The sequence below is a fragment of the Listeria aquatica genome, from assembly GCF_014223975.1.
In the GTDB taxonomy this organism is placed as follows: Bacteria; Bacillota; Bacilli; order Lactobacillales; family Listeriaceae; genus Listeria; species Listeria aquatica.
In genome coordinates this window covers 90,044-106,428 of record NZ_JAARRM010000006.1, presented here as the reverse complement: position 1 = coordinate 106,428, position 16,385 = coordinate 90,044, and the positions used below count along the sequence as shown (strand labels likewise).

14 protein-coding genes are annotated in these 16,385 nt (G+C 38.5%); 12 read left to right on the top strand and 2 right to left on the bottom strand.

The window, feature by feature from the left end:
* The first annotated feature begins 11 nt into the window (after window positions 1-11).
* From HB912_RS11910 to HB912_RS11880, 7 genes are all read left to right on the top strand, one after another.
* Complete coding sequence (locus HB912_RS11910) at window positions 12-959, top strand: ABC transporter ATP-binding protein (RefSeq protein WP_185374862.1); 948 nt, start codon at window positions 12-14, stop codon at window positions 957-959.
* A gap of 955 nt (window positions 960-1,914) precedes the next feature.
* Window positions 1,915-3,660 carry an ABC transporter ATP-binding protein gene (locus HB912_RS11905; RefSeq protein ID WP_185374861.1) on the top strand — a complete coding sequence of 582 codons (1,746 nt, stop codon included), beginning with the start codon at window positions 1,915-1,917 and terminating at the stop codon, window positions 3,658-3,660.
* A gap of 9 nt (window positions 3,661-3,669) precedes the next feature.
* Window positions 3,670-4,335, top strand: coding sequence for an efflux RND transporter periplasmic adaptor subunit (locus HB912_RS11900; protein ID WP_185374859.1), 666 nt, complete (start codon window positions 3,670-3,672; stop codon window positions 4,333-4,335).
* 56 nt (window positions 4,336-4,391) lie between these two features.
* The gene (locus tag HB912_RS11895; protein WP_185374892.1) at window positions 4,392-5,033 is read left to right on the top strand and encodes an ABC transporter ATP-binding protein; all 642 of its coding nucleotides are present in this window, start codon (window positions 4,392-4,394) and stop codon (window positions 5,031-5,033) included.
* Window positions 5,027-6,214: an ABC transporter permease gene (locus tag HB912_RS11890; RefSeq protein WP_185374857.1), complete on the top strand. Its 1,188-nt coding sequence runs from the start codon at window positions 5,027-5,029 to the stop codon at window positions 6,212-6,214. Before HB912_RS11895 ends, HB912_RS11890 begins: the two co-directional genes overlap by 7 nt.
* Before the next feature lie 244 nt (window positions 6,215-6,458).
* The gene (locus HB912_RS11885) at window positions 6,459-7,130 is read left to right on the top strand and encodes a Crp/Fnr family transcriptional regulator (protein WP_185374855.1); all 672 of its coding nucleotides are present in this window, start codon (window positions 6,459-6,461) and stop codon (window positions 7,128-7,130) included.
* A gap of 176 nt (window positions 7,131-7,306) precedes the next feature.
* On the top strand, window positions 7,307-7,789 hold the full coding sequence (locus HB912_RS11880; protein ID WP_185374853.1) for a hypothetical protein: 483 nt from the start codon (window positions 7,307-7,309) through the stop codon (window positions 7,787-7,789).
* A 120-nt stretch (window positions 7,790-7,909) separates the two neighbouring features.
* Here HB912_RS11880 and HB912_RS13415 read toward each other — a convergent pair whose 3' ends face one another.
* Window positions 7,910-8,053 (bottom strand): GNAT family N-acetyltransferase, encoded by a 144-nt coding sequence (locus HB912_RS13415; RefSeq protein ID WP_185374890.1) that lies wholly within the window; start codon window positions 8,051-8,053, stop codon window positions 7,910-7,912.
* A gap of 140 nt (window positions 8,054-8,193) precedes the next feature.
* Between HB912_RS13415 and ychF the strand changes: the two genes are divergently transcribed.
* Window positions 8,194-9,294, top strand: a complete 1,101-nt coding sequence (gene ychF / locus HB912_RS11870; protein WP_185374851.1) for a redox-regulated ATPase YchF — start codon at window positions 8,194-8,196, stop codon at window positions 9,292-9,294.
* A 58-nt stretch (window positions 9,295-9,352) separates the two neighbouring features.
* Here the strand turns inward: ychF and gshAB are convergent, their stop codons facing one another.
* Entirely contained in the window at window positions 9,353-11,692 is a 2,340-nt protein-coding gene (gene gshAB / locus HB912_RS11865) for a bifunctional glutamate--cysteine ligase GshA/glutathione synthetase GshB (RefSeq protein WP_185374850.1), read from the bottom strand.
* Between the two features lie 222 nt (window positions 11,693-11,914).
* Between gshAB and HB912_RS11860 the strand changes: the two genes are divergently transcribed.
* The 4 genes from HB912_RS11860 (at window position 11,915) to HB912_RS11845 (ending at window position 15,819) form a co-directional block, all read left to right on the top strand.
* Window positions 11,915-12,577, top strand: a complete 663-nt coding sequence (locus HB912_RS11860) for a DUF1129 family protein (protein WP_185374848.1) — start codon at window positions 11,915-11,917, stop codon at window positions 12,575-12,577.
* Between the two features lie 305 nt (window positions 12,578-12,882).
* Window positions 12,883-13,626 (top strand): (Fe-S)-binding protein, encoded by a 744-nt coding sequence (locus HB912_RS11855; protein ID WP_185374846.1) that lies wholly within the window; start codon window positions 12,883-12,885, stop codon window positions 13,624-13,626.
* 14 nt (window positions 13,627-13,640) lie between these two features.
* A complete protein-coding gene (locus tag HB912_RS11850) occupies window positions 13,641-15,116 on the top strand; it encodes a LutB/LldF family L-lactate oxidation iron-sulfur protein (RefSeq protein WP_185374845.1) in 1,476 nt (491 codons plus the stop codon).
* Window positions 15,109-15,819 carry a LutC/YkgG family protein gene (locus HB912_RS11845; protein WP_185374843.1) on the top strand — a complete coding sequence of 237 codons (711 nt, stop codon included), beginning with the start codon at window positions 15,109-15,111 and terminating at the stop codon, window positions 15,817-15,819. Before HB912_RS11850 ends, HB912_RS11845 begins: the two co-directional genes overlap by 8 nt.
* Window positions 15,820-16,385 lie beyond the last annotated feature (566 nt).

Here is a 16,385-nt window from a genome sequence, read left to right as displayed (position 1 = left end):
TGCAAGTGAGGATGGACGCGAAAACGAAAAAAGGAAATTATCCCGGACCTCAGTTCGAAACAGCTGTTCAAGTTGATCACGTCAGTAAATTATTTTTGATGGAACGGAAAAAATGGTATAAATTTATATTTTCAGCCTTTAAAAAAAAACAGAACCACTATTTTCAAGCTTTAGAGGATATTAGTTTTGAGGTTAAGGGAGGAGAATGTATTGGTTTAATTGGTTTGAATGGATCAGGGAAATCAACATTAGCTAACCTTATAGCAGGTCACTTGTCGCCAACGAGTGGAGAAATCAAACGAAATGGTGCAGCTTCACTTTTAGCTATAAACTCAGGGTTAAAACCCAATTTAACGGGGATTGAAAATATTAAGTTGAAAATGCTGTTAATGGATTTTAAACCAGCCGAAATTAATCAGCGTATTCAAAATATAGTTGAATTCACCGAACTACATGACTTCATTTATCAGCCGTTAAAACAATATTCGAGTGGAATGCGGGCAAAACTTGGATTTGCAATTGCGATTCAAACTAATCCAGAAATATTGATTATTGATGAAGCCTTATCAGTAGGGGATCAAACTTTTTATCAGAAATGTTTACAGGAAATTGATCGATTTAAACGTGAAGGGAAAACAATCTTTTTTGTTAGTCATGCAGCCAACCAGGTACGAGAAATCTCTGACAGAGTGGCTTGGCTTCACTATGGGCAATTAAAATTATTTGGAGAAAGCCAAGAAGTTTGTTTGGAATACAGTAGATTTATTCACCATTTCAATAAAAAATCACATTCTGAACGTCAAAAAGAACAACAGGAAATGATGAATACACAGAAGAAAACACTTAGTTGGAAATCGAACAACCAAAAAAAAATAAAAATATGGCAACCAATTTGTATCTTTAGCGTTTTATTTGTCATTCTAGCCATCAGTACTTGGGAAATTTGGCAAAGTATATAAACTTAGTTAAGTTCATTTTAAATACAGAAAGCAGTTAAAAACTATAGTTCGCACATCTGTGTTCTATAGTTTTTTTAATTAAGTGCGAGTCAAACCCAAAAATTGGGACATTTGTACAAAAATACTGTAAAATTTCATAGAATTTTTACAGTATTTTTGTAAGATTTTTTTTACAATTGAAAAGAGCTGAAGAGGAAGGAGGGAGAATCATGTCAGGCATCTGGAATTGGCTAAATACCACAAAGCTTTTTGAAAATGGTCAGATTAACTGGTCAGTACTTAAAGAACTTATCGGATTTCTTCTTTAGTTGAAAAACAATTTTTTTGGAAAAGGGGGTGCAAGATCATGGAATTTCTTCTTAACCTTTTGAAACAAATTCAACAATTTAAAGTTGATGTTTTTAATTTCATCGACAATTTATTCAAGTAACACAAAAAAAATTCGAAGTCAATCTTTTTTTTGGGTATTTATAGCTCAAAAAGTTGAATTTGTTCATTTTACCTCTACAGATTTCTGCTCAGTTAGAGTATAGAATGTTATTGTACGGGAGGTGAGCGCACATGCTTTGGCTACAAGCTTTGCAACAAGTATTAGCATATTTGAAACAATTTGCTGACTTGAACGCGTAATTAATTGAATAATAATTTAAGGGAGGTGAAAATATTATGGGATTCATCCAAGGATTTGTTGCATGGGTAGGTTTAGCAGTAACAGGAATTAAATATGCTGTTGAAGGTATCTGGAATATTTTAGTATAATTTCAGCGAAGAGATAAGTGCATAAAAATGTACTTATCTCTTTCATTCGAATTAAGAGAGATTATTATTTATCGTTAAACTAAATGAATATGACTTTTATTATATTTTAATAGAAATTGCACTTTTTAAACAATAAACTGAAAGCAACTGTATGCGAAGGGGACTTTGCATACAGTTCTTTAGCAAGGATGGAGAAATGAAGAGTCCAAAAAATAATTATAGCTGGAAAAAATTTGGGAGTTTAATTTCGCAAAAAACGGTCTCAAAGCCGCTGTTTAGTATTGCGATTATTTTTTCTGTGATTTCAACAGTTGTTTCGTTAGCGGTACCACTTTTTGCTAAAAATTTTATTGACGGCTTCATGGGAAAGAATTTCGATTATAGTATTGTTTTCTATTTGATCATTCTATTTGTCGTTCAAGTTGTCTTAAGTGGTTTTGCTATTTATTTATTAAATTTAATAGGACTAAAATTAGTATTTGCGATCAGAGATAGATTATGGAATAAAATTTTATACTTACCTATTCGTTATTTTGACAATACTAACTCTGGTGAATTCGTCAGCAGAATGATAAACGACACGGGACTTATTAAAACGCTTGTTTCAGACCAGTTCCCACAAATTATTAATGGAAGTATTTCGTTGATCGGAATTGTCGCAATTTTACTTGTTATGGATGCGAAATTGACGGTGATACTATTTATTGCTATTCCAGTATTAATCTTGTTTGTTGCTCCACTAGGGAAAAAATTATTCGGCATTTCAAAGGGGCTGCAAACGGAAACAGCAGCATTTAGTTCGAAAATCTCGCAAGTTGTAAGTAATATTCGACTGGTAAAGGCAACTACTTCAGAGCGCGTAGAAGTGAAAAATGGGCATAACGATCTCATGAAATTATTTCAATTTGGTAATAGAGAAGCTAAGATTAACGCTATTATCAGTCCGATAACTGTTTTTGTTGTTATGGGAATTTTGATCGGAATTATTATTTACGGTGGTATTCGTGTCAACGCAGGAACACTAACAATCGGAACATTGATTGCCTTCTTAATATATGTTTTTCAACTATTATCTCCAATCACATCATTTGTAACATTCTTCTCGCAGCTCCAAAAGGCTAAAGGGGCTACAGAAAGAATTTACGAAATTCTTGATGAAGACTCCGAGATTCTTGAACTTGGAACGAGTGTGTCACTTTCAGATAAGCATATCTATGCTAAGAACCTTACTTTTTCTTATGATGAAAAGAATACTGTTATCGACGACATTTCCTTTGAAAGTAGACCTGGCGAGATGATTGCCTTTGTTGGACCAAGTGGTGCGGGGAAATCAACAATTTTCTCATTGCTAGAACGTTTTTATCACCCAACTGGTGGGGATATCTTCATTGGTGAGGACTCAATGAAAAATATTTCATTGGAATCGTGGCGATCGCAGTTCAGCTATGTGCTACAAGATAATTTATTGCTTTCCGGTACGATTCGAGAAAATCTCGTTTACGGATTGAAACATGATGTAACGGATGAAGACTTATGGCAAGCACTTGAACTTGCCTATGCAGATAGTTTTGTAGCTGATTTGCCTGAAAAACTTGATGCTGAAGTTGGCGAAAATGGAGTAAAACTTTCTGGTGGACAAAAACAACGGATTACAATTGCAAGAGCGTTTTTAAGTAAAGCACAAATTTTACTTTTAGATGAAGCGACAGCAAGTTTGGACGTAAGAACTGAACAATATGTGCAAAAATCATTGCTGAATTTGATGAAACATAAAACGATTTTTGTTATTGCTCACCGTATTGATACAATCAAGCACTCAAATAAAATTATTTTCGTTGATAAAGGACGTATAACAGGTCAAGGTACGCATGAAGAATTGATTCGCTCGCATGAACTATATGCATCATTTATTCAGACACAGGTAATTAACGACGAAAATTAAGGAGAGAATATGAAGAAAAAAATATTTTGGACAATTGGAATTGTGCTTGTTGTTCTCGTGGTTATTGTGATTATTGCTGCCTTTAATACCAACACAGCAACGGATGCGAACCAAGGAGATGATGTAACAACCAAAGTAAAAGAAAGTACGATTGAAGTAAAAGCGAATGGTGCAGGAACAATTGTCCCTAAAAATCAGCAATACCCAGATTATGATGATTTAGAATTGAGCTTGCAGATCGATGAGATGGATATTGCAGATGTGAAGAAGGGGCAGGAAGTAACGATAGATGTTACAGCTTATCCAGATCGCACATTCACAGGAGAAGTAGAATCCATCTCTGAAAAAGGAACGGTTGAAAGCAATGTTGCTGTTTTCACTGTAATGGTTGAATTAAATGATACGAAAGATCTAAAAGCAGGAATGACAGTCTCGGGCTCTATTCTTGTAAGTAAAAAGGAACATGTTCTAAATATTCCAATTGAAGCTGTTCAGAAAAATACTAAAGATGAATATTATGTGTTAGTACCCAAAAAAGATAAAAATAACCAAACGAAAAAAACGAAGCAAGTTATTAAAACAGGTATTCGCAATGACAATATTATCGAAGTGAAGAAAGGCTTACAAAAAGGCGAAGAAATATTGTTACCTTCGACGTCTACAAGTTCTAAGTGAGCGAGGGGTGAATCATTTTGCTAATTGATTTAAAACATATTTCCAAGTCGTATCAAATGGGAAACGAAACTTTACGTGTATTAGATGATATTACCTTTAGTGTAGGTAGCGGAGAATTCTTGACGATTACAGGACAGTCAGGTTCAGGAAAATCTACTCTTCTGAATATTATTGGTTGCTTAGACCTTCCGGATAACGGCGATTATTATCTTTCAGGTGAAAAACTTTTGGGAATGAGCGACAACAAATTAGCGGCAGTTCGAAATCAGCAGCTCGGGTTTATTTTTCAGCAATTCAATTTGCTATCTAATTTATCCGTGCTAGAAAATGTTGAATTGCCACTCATCTACCGAGGAACATCACGTTCGGAGCGAATTGAAAAAGCAAGTCATTTTATTGAACAAGTAGGCTTAGCAGATAAAATGCGTCATAAACCCAATCAATTATCTGGAGGGCAACAACAAAGAGTAGCGATTGCAAGGGCCTTAGTAGGTTCTCCATCTATTTTACTGGCAGATGAGCCAACGGGTTCTCTGGATTCGAAAAACGGTTGGGAAGTTTTAAAAATGCTCCAAAGAATTAACCAAGAAGGCAGGACGATTATTATGATCACACATGATCAAAAAATTGCTGAGGAAGGTTCTCGGACGATTAGAATACAAGATGGCAAATTAGTACAGGAGGAGGGCGTATGCTGATTCTTCAAAGCTTACAAATGGCTTTAAAACAAATTTTCGCAAGGAAAATGCGCTCTTTTCTGACAATGCTCGGAATAATCATTGGCGTAGCTTCAGTTATTTTGCTCGTTTCGCTTGGGAAAAGCGTTAGTTACGGTGTAAACCAACAACTTGGAGATCTCGGTTCGAATCTTATCACCGTTTATAACAATTCGACAAGTAAAACAAATCAGCTTGATTTACAGGAAGTCATGGAATATAAAGATATCGAGGGTGTTGCCCATATTTCTCCTGAAATTGATGGAAGCGCAAACGTACTGACCGATCAAGGAGGCAAGGCATTTAGTATCGTTGGGACTAACGAACAGTTTAAACAAGTTCATGGAGCTAAGCTTGCCAAAGGTAGGTTTCTATCCCCGGTAGATGTGGACAACAATCAAAAAATTGCTATAATCGGTCATGAAGTTGCGACTGAGCTATTTGGTTTCGGCAATCCTGTTAACCAAACAATCAAACTGAATGGATACAACTACAAGGTTGTCGGAGTTCTTAAAAAGAGCGGTGAATCTCTCTTAGGGTCAACGGATAAGCAAATTATTCTACCCATTACATCAGCTGAGCGATTGCTTAAAAATCAAAAGATCAATACAGTTTATGTGCAAGCTAGTTCCGCAGACAAGGTTAATTTTGTTATTAGCATTTTGAAAAGCCGTTTATCACTGAAATTTGAAAATGAAACGAAAAACAGCGATAGTCCAGTTTTTCAAATTGTAAATCAAAAGGAATTGCTCGATACATTTGACACAGTTAATGCGCTACTTACCAATACCTTAGGTGCAATTGCGGCAATTTCACTGGTTGTCGGTGGCATTGGGATTATGAACATTATGCTTGTTTCTGTACAGGAACGAACTAAGGAAATTGGTATTCGAAAAGCTTTGGGAGCCAAGCGGAGCACCATTCTCATTCAATTTTTGATTGAGTCAGCCGTCATTAGTGTGACAGGAGGCATTATTGGGATCGTTATTGGGAGTTTAGGTTCCATGTTGTTTAGTGCTGTTGCTGATGTACCGTCTGGAGTTAGTGCCGGAGTTATTAGTTTTGCGTTCATTTTTGCACTTGTCGTAGGTATTGTATTTGGGATATCACCAGCTAATAAGGCAGCGAGATGTAAACCAGTGGATGCTTTAGCCTCTATGTGATAATCGCGATCTAGGATAAAGGGGAAGCAATGCCGAAATGACACAATAAATATAGAAGATGGAAATGCGAATTTTCTAAAAGTGATAAAATCAGTTAATAAAACGCGAAAAATGTGAATAAAATGTGAAGAGACAGAAAAAAACGAAGCTTTTTTCCCAAAAATATAGCAAATTTACAATAAATTATTTGCTACTATTAATGGTATAAAGAAAGGAATTTTTAGTTGGGGGGATGAGGCATGAGATGAAATTTTTCGAACTGCAAGATTTATTAGAAAAAGACGATGTGATTATTGATTATATTTTAGTGAAATGTCAGCATACAATAAGATATATAAAAAAACACCAACGAATTAAGTTTAAGGAAGACAAGTTATATATCCAAAAAATGGGTTACTTTCAAATGAGTTATATGGAAAATAAAGAAATGACAAAACTCTCTTTTGAAAACTCAGTTTGGGTAGGCCAGTTTTATACAGGTAAAGCAAATTTAAATGTAGAAGCATTAACGGATGCCACATTGATCGTGCTTGATATTGATGAAGTTTTTGATATCCTTGATAAGGATAATTTGTTATCACATTTGTCATTTCTTCTGCTTGAACAATTCAGGGAAGAAATTGATATGTTTGAAGTTCAGTTTCAATTCCGTCCTAAGGAGAGAGTCGCTCGATTTATTAAGTTTGTCAGTGATAAGATGAACCTAACAGCTGAGAATACAAAAGAACTTCCGAGATTCTTTTCCATGGACTTTATTGCGTCCTGTTGTTGTTGCTCGCGAAAAATTGTGTCTAAAGCCTTAAATGAACTTGCTGAAGAAGATGCGATCAACTTTTCGAGTAAACCATGGACTGTATTGGATACTGAAAAATTGGAAAGATATACATTAGATATTCCTATTGTTGCGAATGGTTGAAATCATATGGGGGTCGCGTTATAAATGGGAGCTAGTGAAAAGTTCAAATTTTTAGGCGTATAGCTTGATCAAAATTTTATCTCTTATAGTTGTTTTATGTAGACGAATCAGTGCAATCTAAAACGAAGAAATTTTGATAATCAAATGAAGAACAATTAATCGGATGGGGATGGAAAATGAAAAAGAGAGTATACCGTACAGCCGCGGTGTTTAGTCTGATCAGTATGAGCTTACTAACTGGCTGTAGCGAGGAAAGCTCTTCAAAAAAATCAGTTAAAGAAGAGGAACAGACAATGAAAAAAGAAAAAACCGTGGAACAAAATGTGACAGATCAAAATGATAAGAAAGTTAGCCAAATTAAGCAAATGCTTGAACAAGGTTTGCAAGGTGGTGCTAATATTGAGTATGATTCTGCTAAAAAACAATTCGATGTTATCATGACAGACAGCAGATTAACAGACTCATTAAACAACATCAAGGAAGATCCAACAAATGAAAAATGGCCGAAGCTAATCAAAGCATTTAAGAAATTGTCCAAGCAGATTAAGTCAGGATTGGATTCCGGATACACGATTCGCTTGGCAGATCCGGCAGATGAAACTAAGACTATGTTAACCATACTTGATGGTAAAGTAACCTATGATTTTTCAGCAAAGTGAAGAAAAACTAAGCAACCGCCTTGAAAAGATGTGGTTGCTTAGTTTTTTATAGTTTCCTCGTATACAAATAATGGGGCATTTCGATACCATAATAAAGCTTCGTATAGGCTTTGGTTCGCTTCATCTGGTTGTTTCGGCAACATGAATGGAAGCTGCATTTGTTGTTTTGATCGTCGCATGGATTTCTGGCGCGTGTAGTTTGTCTTGAGCATATTGAATGATTGCAGCCGTTATTTCTCGGGCGTAGCCCTTATGCCAATAAATTTTTCAAGTATCATTTGAGTTCCTCCTTGTGGCTTAGGTACAACTATTATAGCAGAATGTGGGTGGTTTTTTGTGAAGAAAACCTTTATAATAGTTCTTAGTGATTTGAAACGATTAAAGTGAAAAGGAGTTATTATAAAATGGCATTGACAGCTGGTATTGTCGGACTTCCGAATGTTGGGAAATCAACACTTTTTAATGCAATTACAAAGGCTGGAGCGGAGGCCGCAAACTATCCGTTCGCAACGATTGATCCCAATGTTGGAATTGTTGAGGTTCCAGACAATCGTTTAAATAAATTAACTGAACTCGTAAGCCCGAAAAAAACGGTGCCGACGACTTTTGAATTTACGGATATCGCTGGGATTGTAAAAGGGGCAAGCAAAGGCGAAGGGCTTGGAAACAAATTTTTGTCGCATATTCGTCAAGTGGATGCGATTTGTCATGTGACGCGTTGTTTTGAAGATGAGAACATCACGCACGTAGAAGGACGCGTTGATCCGCTCGATGACATTGCTACGATCAACTTGGAATTGATTTTGGCTGACCTTGAAAGTGTTGAAAAACGAATTGGCCGTGTCGAAAAGATGGCCAAACAAAAAGACAAAGAAGCGGTAGCCGAGTTTAACGTTTTGGCGAAGCTTAAAGAAGGCTTTTTAAATGATAAGCCAGCTCGGGCACTTGATTTTAACGAAGAAGAGTCTAAGATCGTCCGCAATTTATTCTTGCTAACCAATAAACCGGTTCTTTATGTGGCTAATGTGAGCGAGGAAGATGTGGCTAGTCCTGACAGCAATAAGTATGTGCAACAAGTAAAAGAACTTGCAGCTGAAGAGGGATCTGAAGTCATCGTTGTTTGTGCACGTGCTGAAGAAGAGATTGCAGAACTAGATGACGCGGATAAAGCTGAATTCCTTGAAGCGCTTGGCATTGAGGAATCTGGTCTCGATAAATTAATTCGTTCTGCTTATTCGCTTCTTGGCCTTGCAACTTACTTCACTGCTGGGGTTCAAGAAGTGCGTGCATGGACGTTCCGAAAAGGAATGAAAGCACCAGAATGTGCAGGTATTATCCACACAGACTTCGAACGTGGTTTTATTCGCGCAGAAGTGGTTTCCTATGATGATTTAGTTGAATATGGCTCAGAACATGCAGCTAAAGAGGCTGGGAAAGTCCGCCTAGAAGGAAAAGAATATGTCATGAAAGATGGGGATGTTGTTCATTTCCGCTTTAATGTCTGATTGTTTCACGTGAAACATTGAAAAGCCCGTACTTCAATTTTGAAGCACGGGCTTTTTGTTATTCAGCAAATAGATAGTCAATGATTCGGTCGCCGATCATTCTGCGTTTTCCTTCGTAAGGGAAGGTGTGCATCTGGATTGCTGGATTGAAATTGAGTTCAATGATGGCTGCTTTTTCATAATCAGTTGGATTAGGAGGGACGATGATGTCGACCCCGCAGAATTTGGCATCAGCAACTTTAGCGGCTTTTATAGCCATGTCTTTGTAGTAGCTGTCCATTTCATCGGTTACATCGATGCTGTCTCCACCAGTGCTGATATTCGAATTCTCACGTAGATAGACGATTCTATCTTGTTCAGGAACGCTATCCCAATTTAAGTGGTGCAAGCTAAGCATCAGTGTTTCCTCAGGTCCTTTTAAAATTTTCTCAAGTGGTTTTAAGTGATCCGTACCACGAAGAGGATCGTCATTTTTTTCGTCAACGAGTTCTGCGATGGTATGGACGCCGTCACCGACAACGTTAGCTGGAACGCGTTGTAAGACAGCTTCAATCTGATCATCAATAACGAGGAAGCGATATTCGTCTCCAGGAATAAACTCTTCGATAATAACAGATTCGTCATAGCTAAATGCGATTTTAAGGGCTTCATGGAAAACATCTTGGTTGAATTCGTCTTTGAAGATACTAATCCCAAGGCCATAGTTCGTTGATTTAGGTTTTACAACAACTTGTTTTCCTTGGAAATGCGAATAACTTTCTAGTGCTATTTCGATATCTGTAAAGTTTTCACCAAATGGAACACGGATGCCTTTTTCAGCTAGAATTTTTTTCGTCACGACTTTGTTTTCCATTAGCAAAACAGAAATATAGTTGTCTCGTGATGTTTTTGTCGCTTGCTTTACTAGCTCGGTATGTCCTTTTTTAGAGAGTCGCAAAAAGTTTTCAGCACGGTCGAGAATTTCCACGCTGACTCCTTTTTTCCATGCTGCTTTCCATACGATTTGCGTCGAAAGTTCTAAATCTTCCGCTCCGATGAATCGATAAGCTTCAAGGTCGGATTTTTCAAAGGAATCACGCGACACGTCAAGATGATAGCTGAGGTAACCATGCTGCTTAATATTTGCTACAACTTGGGCAGCAATGGTTTTCTCAGCGTATAATAGACGGTCTTTTTGCTTAGCTAAAACTTCATGCAAAACTTTATTTTTCGGTGCAAGGAGTTCTAAAATTTGTTCGATTTTATCCAGTTCAGCCATTCCTGCTTCAACGAATGGAACGCGTTTTCCAGAACAGTCTGTTAGCGTCGGGTGTGAAAGCCCAAATAAAGCCGTGATTTCTTCGTTAAGGTCGGCAACTTCTTGGTTGTTTGGGCAAAGCTCCATATCTTCTGATAAAAGTCCAGTAAGTAGGAAAAGTTGCAAGAAATATAAAGTTTCCTTCGCGATGCCAACTTCTTCAAGTGGATCAAGGTCAATTGAGCGGATTTCTAAATACTCTACGCCTTTTTCAGCCAAGCCGTTTAGCGACTGATCGGTATGGCTGTTTTTTAAGCGGATTGGATTATAAAATTCACGCATGCTATTGATTTCGCCTGCTTCAATATGTTCGCGAATCGAAGAGATGTATCCATCAAAGGTATCATAGTCGATGTACAGAGACTCCTTATTCTTGTATCCAGAAGAACTGTTTCGAAGCGAAATTCCTTCTTTGATAAGCCGTGCGCCTTCGTTTATTGTTTCTTCGTTTGAGACTTTGGTATAGCCTTCCATGTAAGCTGGACCAGCTCCAGTCAGATAAACGAGCAACCAGCGGTTTTTCATGAAGTATTTAGCGGTTTTCAAATAAATACGGTTTTTGAAATCTTGATAGGTTTCCGCATCTTGACGAAAAGCACTAAAAAGCTCCTTCAAAAGTGAATCTGAAAAAGAGAAATTGAAATGAGTGCCGCTTAAAAGTTGCACTTTTTTCCCGTATTCTTTTGCCAAATGTTCACGATATTGTCTGCTCGAGCTGTTTGCACCATCTTCATAAACTGCGATTGGGATTTGCTCTTCTTCTGGGATCAGCGGTGGATTGCTGTTTGGCCAGAGTAGCTCATCGTTTTCAAGTGCAAGGGTAACAATATGGTGTAAGTTGGAGACCGCTTGATAAACGTCTTCAACGGAATCACAAACGGGCGTAATCATTTCAATTTGACTTTCGGAAAAGTCGGTTTTAATAAGTGGGTTATCTTCTTTTTTTCCAAAAACAGCCGGGTGAGGCGTTAAGGCTAATTGACCGCTAGGCGTAACACGCAAATTTTCTTTTTCCAGTCCAAAATGGCCAGAGAAAATTTGCTTTGCAAGTTTAGGGTCATCTTGAAGATAAGCTAACAATGGTTGGTCTAGGTTAATCATGTTTTCACCTCAGGCGAGAATTTTTTCACCCTTATCTTACAACAAAGCGACCACCTAAGTATATTAATTGGTTTGTGAAAAAAATAAACAGGTGTTTCCCTTAGTTAGAATCTATTCGTATAAGAAGAATAGGGTTTCTCTAAAAAGCAGTTCAGCTATCGCTATTTTTACTTTTTTTCTGTATAATGAAAGGTATCAAGCTAAGTGGGAGGAATTGTTTTCGTGACGACAGAAACTGAAACAAGCAAACCTTCTTTGGAAGAGCAAAAAAGTGCGCTAACAAAGAAAAATTTGCAATATGTTCAAGAAGTTGAAAAACACTTAAAAACAACGGATTACGAGGAAGCGCAGCGCAATGAAATTGTTCAAGAGATGGTCGAGAAAATCCTCGAACAACAAAAGCAAGGCGTGACAGCACGGAAACTATTTGATTTGACGCCAACGGAATATGTTACTTCGCTTACCGTGAAAGCGGAGCGTTCACCTGGAGAACCTACGACAGGAAAAGGCTGGCTGTTTCTCGATGGAGCTTTACTTGTTCTTGGGGCAATGATGCTGATCTCTGGAATTAGTGCTTTCTTCCAAGGGCAGACTTTAGGTATTGCCGTGCTTATTGTAACGGGAATAGTCGGTGGTTTTGCCATGATTATTTTGCGTAAATACTCTGCTGAAATGCGAACAGGTAAAAAAGGAAGTACACTTCGTTATATTTTAATGGCTGTGCTTGTTGTTGCTGTGTGGATGGTTGTAATGACTGGTGTTCAGCTCATTATTCCGCCAGCAATCAATGTGGCTTTTGATCCAACTGTTACAACAATTATTGGGGTGATTATCCTAGCACTTCGCTGGTATATCAAACGCCAAAAAAATATTCCATCCTTATAAGAAGAAAAGAGATTATCGCCAAGTTTTTTCTTGGCGATAATCTCTTTTTTATTTCCCAGGAAATAGTTTAAGGGAATTCCATTTTCTTTGATTTACCCGAGCATTCTATTGAGATTTAGTTTATAATGATTACAAAGAAAAGAGGTGCTGGAAGATGGAGCATACATTAATTCTAGGTGTATTTAGTACAAACTGCACAACTCATTTTTTTGCTAGTAAATCCATTCGCGGGGCATAATTTTTTCTGAGAGATAAAATAGCGAAATCAGCTCTGAATAGGTAAGAGAACGATGGAGGCGTATAAAATGAAAGTCAGTATTTTTTCAACATGCTTAGTGGATATGATGTTTCCGAATGTTGGAATTGCGATGGTGGAATGTCTGGAACGGCTAGGTGTGGAAACGGATTTTCCGGAATCACAAGTTTGCTGCGGACAGCCGACTTATAATAGCGGCTACATGGAAGACACGAAAGCAACCTTGCGAAATCAATTGAATGCTTTTAAGGATTCGGAATATGTGGTTGGACCTTCTGGTTCTTGTGTAGGGATGATGCGAGAATACAAGGAGATTTTTAAAGATGATCCTGAGTTTGCTGATGCGGCACGAGAACTGAGTGAGAAGACTTATGAGTTCTCTCAATTTATCTACCGCGTGCTTGGGGTGACGGATGTCGGAGCGGAATTAAATGGAAAAGCAACTTACCACCGTTCTTGTCATATGACACGGATTTTAGGTGAACGGGAAGCGCCGTTTGAATTGCTTGATAAAGTGAAGGGGCTTGAAATGGTGCCGCTACCTCACGTGGAAAACTGTTGTGGTTTTGGTGGGACTTTTTCTGTTAAAATGCCGGAGGTTTCGGAACAAATGGTTTCGGAAAAAGTGCAAGATGTGATAGATACAGAAGCAGAAATTTTGATTAGCGCCGATATGGGTTGTTTGATGAATATTGGTGGTAAATTTAACCGATTAGGGAAAGAAATCAAGATTATGCACATTGCAGAAGTACTCAATCAAGTTCCAGATAAGTCGAAGCTAAGCGCGGTATAGGAGAGTGAATGAAAATGGCTTTATCAACGAGCGAAAAGGATTTTAAAACACGAATTGAAGATAGTATGAATGATACGTTTATGCGCAAAGCTGTTGCTAAATCGCAAGATGATCAGTGGGTGAAGCGTGAAACATCACGAAAAGAGCTCGGAAACTGGGAAGAGTGGCGCGAAGTTGGGGAGCAAATTCGGCAGCATACGCTTTCGCACCTGGATTACTACTTGGAGCAGTTTGCTGAAAATGTCACGAAGAAAGGCGGAAAAGTCTTTTTTGCAAGAACGGAGAAGGAAGCGACAGACTATGTAGAAGAGGTTGTTCGTGCCAAGCAAGCGAAGAAAATTGTTAAGTCGAAATCGATGGTGACAACGGAAATTGATTTGGATCAAGTACTCCTTGGGATTGACGGTGTTTCTGTGATGGAGACGGACCTTGCGGAATTTATTTTGCAGATGGACGACTGGGATGAGCCTTCGCATATTGTTTTTCCGGATATACATAAAAACCGGGAGCAAATTCGGGAAGTTTTTGCTGAGAAATTGAATTATACGGGAGATAATGAACCGAAACATATGGCTCGCTTTGCGAGACAGGTGTTGCGTGAATTTTTCCTTGAAGCGGACATTGGGATTACAGGCTGTAACTTTGCGGTTGCGAATAGCGGCATGGTAAATCTTGTAACGAATGAAGGGAATGCCGATCTTTGTGAGAGTATTCCCGATACGCAAATTGTACTCATGGGAATGGAGCGGATTGTGCCAACGATGGCGGACGCGGAAGTGATGGACAACTTGCTTTCGAGAAGTGCTGTTGGGCAGAGTTTGACAAGCTATATTACGTTCTCCGGACCAAAACTTAGCGAGGAAGCGGATGGCCCAGAAGATTTTCACGTTGTGATACTCGACAATGCGCGTTCCAATGCACTCGGAACGGAATTCCAATCCGTTTTGCAATGCATTCGCTGCGGTTCTTGCTTAAATGTTTGTCCGGTTTATCGTGCAATCGGCGGGCATGGCTATGGTTCGATTTATCCGGGACCCATTGGAGCGGTTCTGTCGCCTGTACTTGGGGGCTATGAACAGTTTGGTGAGCTTCCATATGCGTCGAGTCTTTGTGGAGCTTGTACGGAAACGTGTCCGGTGAAAATTCCACTTCATGAGCTATTAATCGCGCATCGCCGGGTGATGACGGATGAACTTAAGATGAAACACGGTTTCGAAAATACGCAAATGAAGGTGATTGCCAAAGCAACGGCCTCCCCGTTCCTATTTAAACAAGCGATGACGTTTGGGCATGCAGGGATGGGTATGCTTGGACTACATCATGATGCGAAAATTGACAATATGTATCAATTTGGTGGTTTTGTTTCTGGTGGCTTTGGATTGATCAAAGGTTGGACTAAGGTACGTGATTTGCCGCGTCCGCCAAAACCGAAAGATAATTTCCGTAATTGGTATAAAAATCGAGAAAAGAAGGGCGAAGCGGATGAGTAATAACCAAGAAAGTTTTTTAAACCATGTGGCGGAGCGGCTCGGTCGCGAACGAATTCGTGGGGAAGTTCCGCATCCAGATTATGTTCATGATGTGGTCCACACAACGCTCAGTGACAAAACACAGGATGAATTACTTGAAATTGCTAAAGAGTCAAGTGCTAAGATTCATACGGAATTAGTGGAGACTTCACTTGAAGGGTTAGCTGAAACGCTTCAAACGATTTGCCATCAATTTGGTGATGAGTCTGTTTTAATCGCAGACGATCCGCGTTTTTCTGAATATGGATTAGAAGAACTTCCTGCCGGTAACTGGCCAAAAGCTTCGGTGAAAGTTTGGCAAAAAGGCGATACGAACCGAGAAGAAAACATTGTTGCGGCAAGTAAGGCGAATATTGCGATTGCTTTTGCGGAATTTTTACTTGCGGAAAGCGGTTCGGTAGTTGTCGAATCAAGTCCCGAACAAGGGCGGTCACTTCACTTTTTACCGGTTCACTATATCGCGATCATTCCTAAAAGCAAAATTGTACCGCGTTCCACGCAAGCCGCTGAATATTATGATCAAAAAGAAAGAAACGGAGAACAAGTAGGTTCTTCCATTAACTTTATTTCTGGACCGTCTAATTCAGGGGATATAGAAATGCAGCTTGTCGTTGGGGTTCATGGGCCAATTGAAGTGACTTATGTTGTGGTTTTGGATAAATAATTCTGAACGAAAGAGTTTCTTCTTTCCTAGTCCAACAAATTCGAATCATGCTTTCTAGGAAAAGTTAGAACAAGGCTTTTTTAAATGAACCATAGAAAATTTTACGAATATATATGGCCAAGGAAGATAAACAGCAGAATCTTCTGTGGCATCAAGGGAAAGAAATAAAAAAAGCTTGTTGTAATGCTAATACTTACCTAGTCGGTTTTGATGATAGTAAAGTGTGCAGTCGCTCCGAGGAAGCGGATAAAGCTAATCGGGCGGTTGTGGACTACTAGATTTATCAGGAAGAGACTCAAGGGCTGGAGTTAGGGGCTAGGTGAATAGCTTGTTCAAAAAAATAACAATGTATTTATAACAACCATGCAAGATGCTTTACCGGAAGTTTCAGAAGAAAAATAGCTTCACCGCATCAAAAGCTAAGAATACATTTGAAAAAAACAACTTCTTATTTGGTTCACGTTGAGCGTGAAACTAGAAAGGAAGCTGTTGTTGTGATTCAGATAAAGGGACTAATTGTGGAATAGTCAGTTGTGTCAGAAAGCGAATAAAACGGCTTTCAAGGC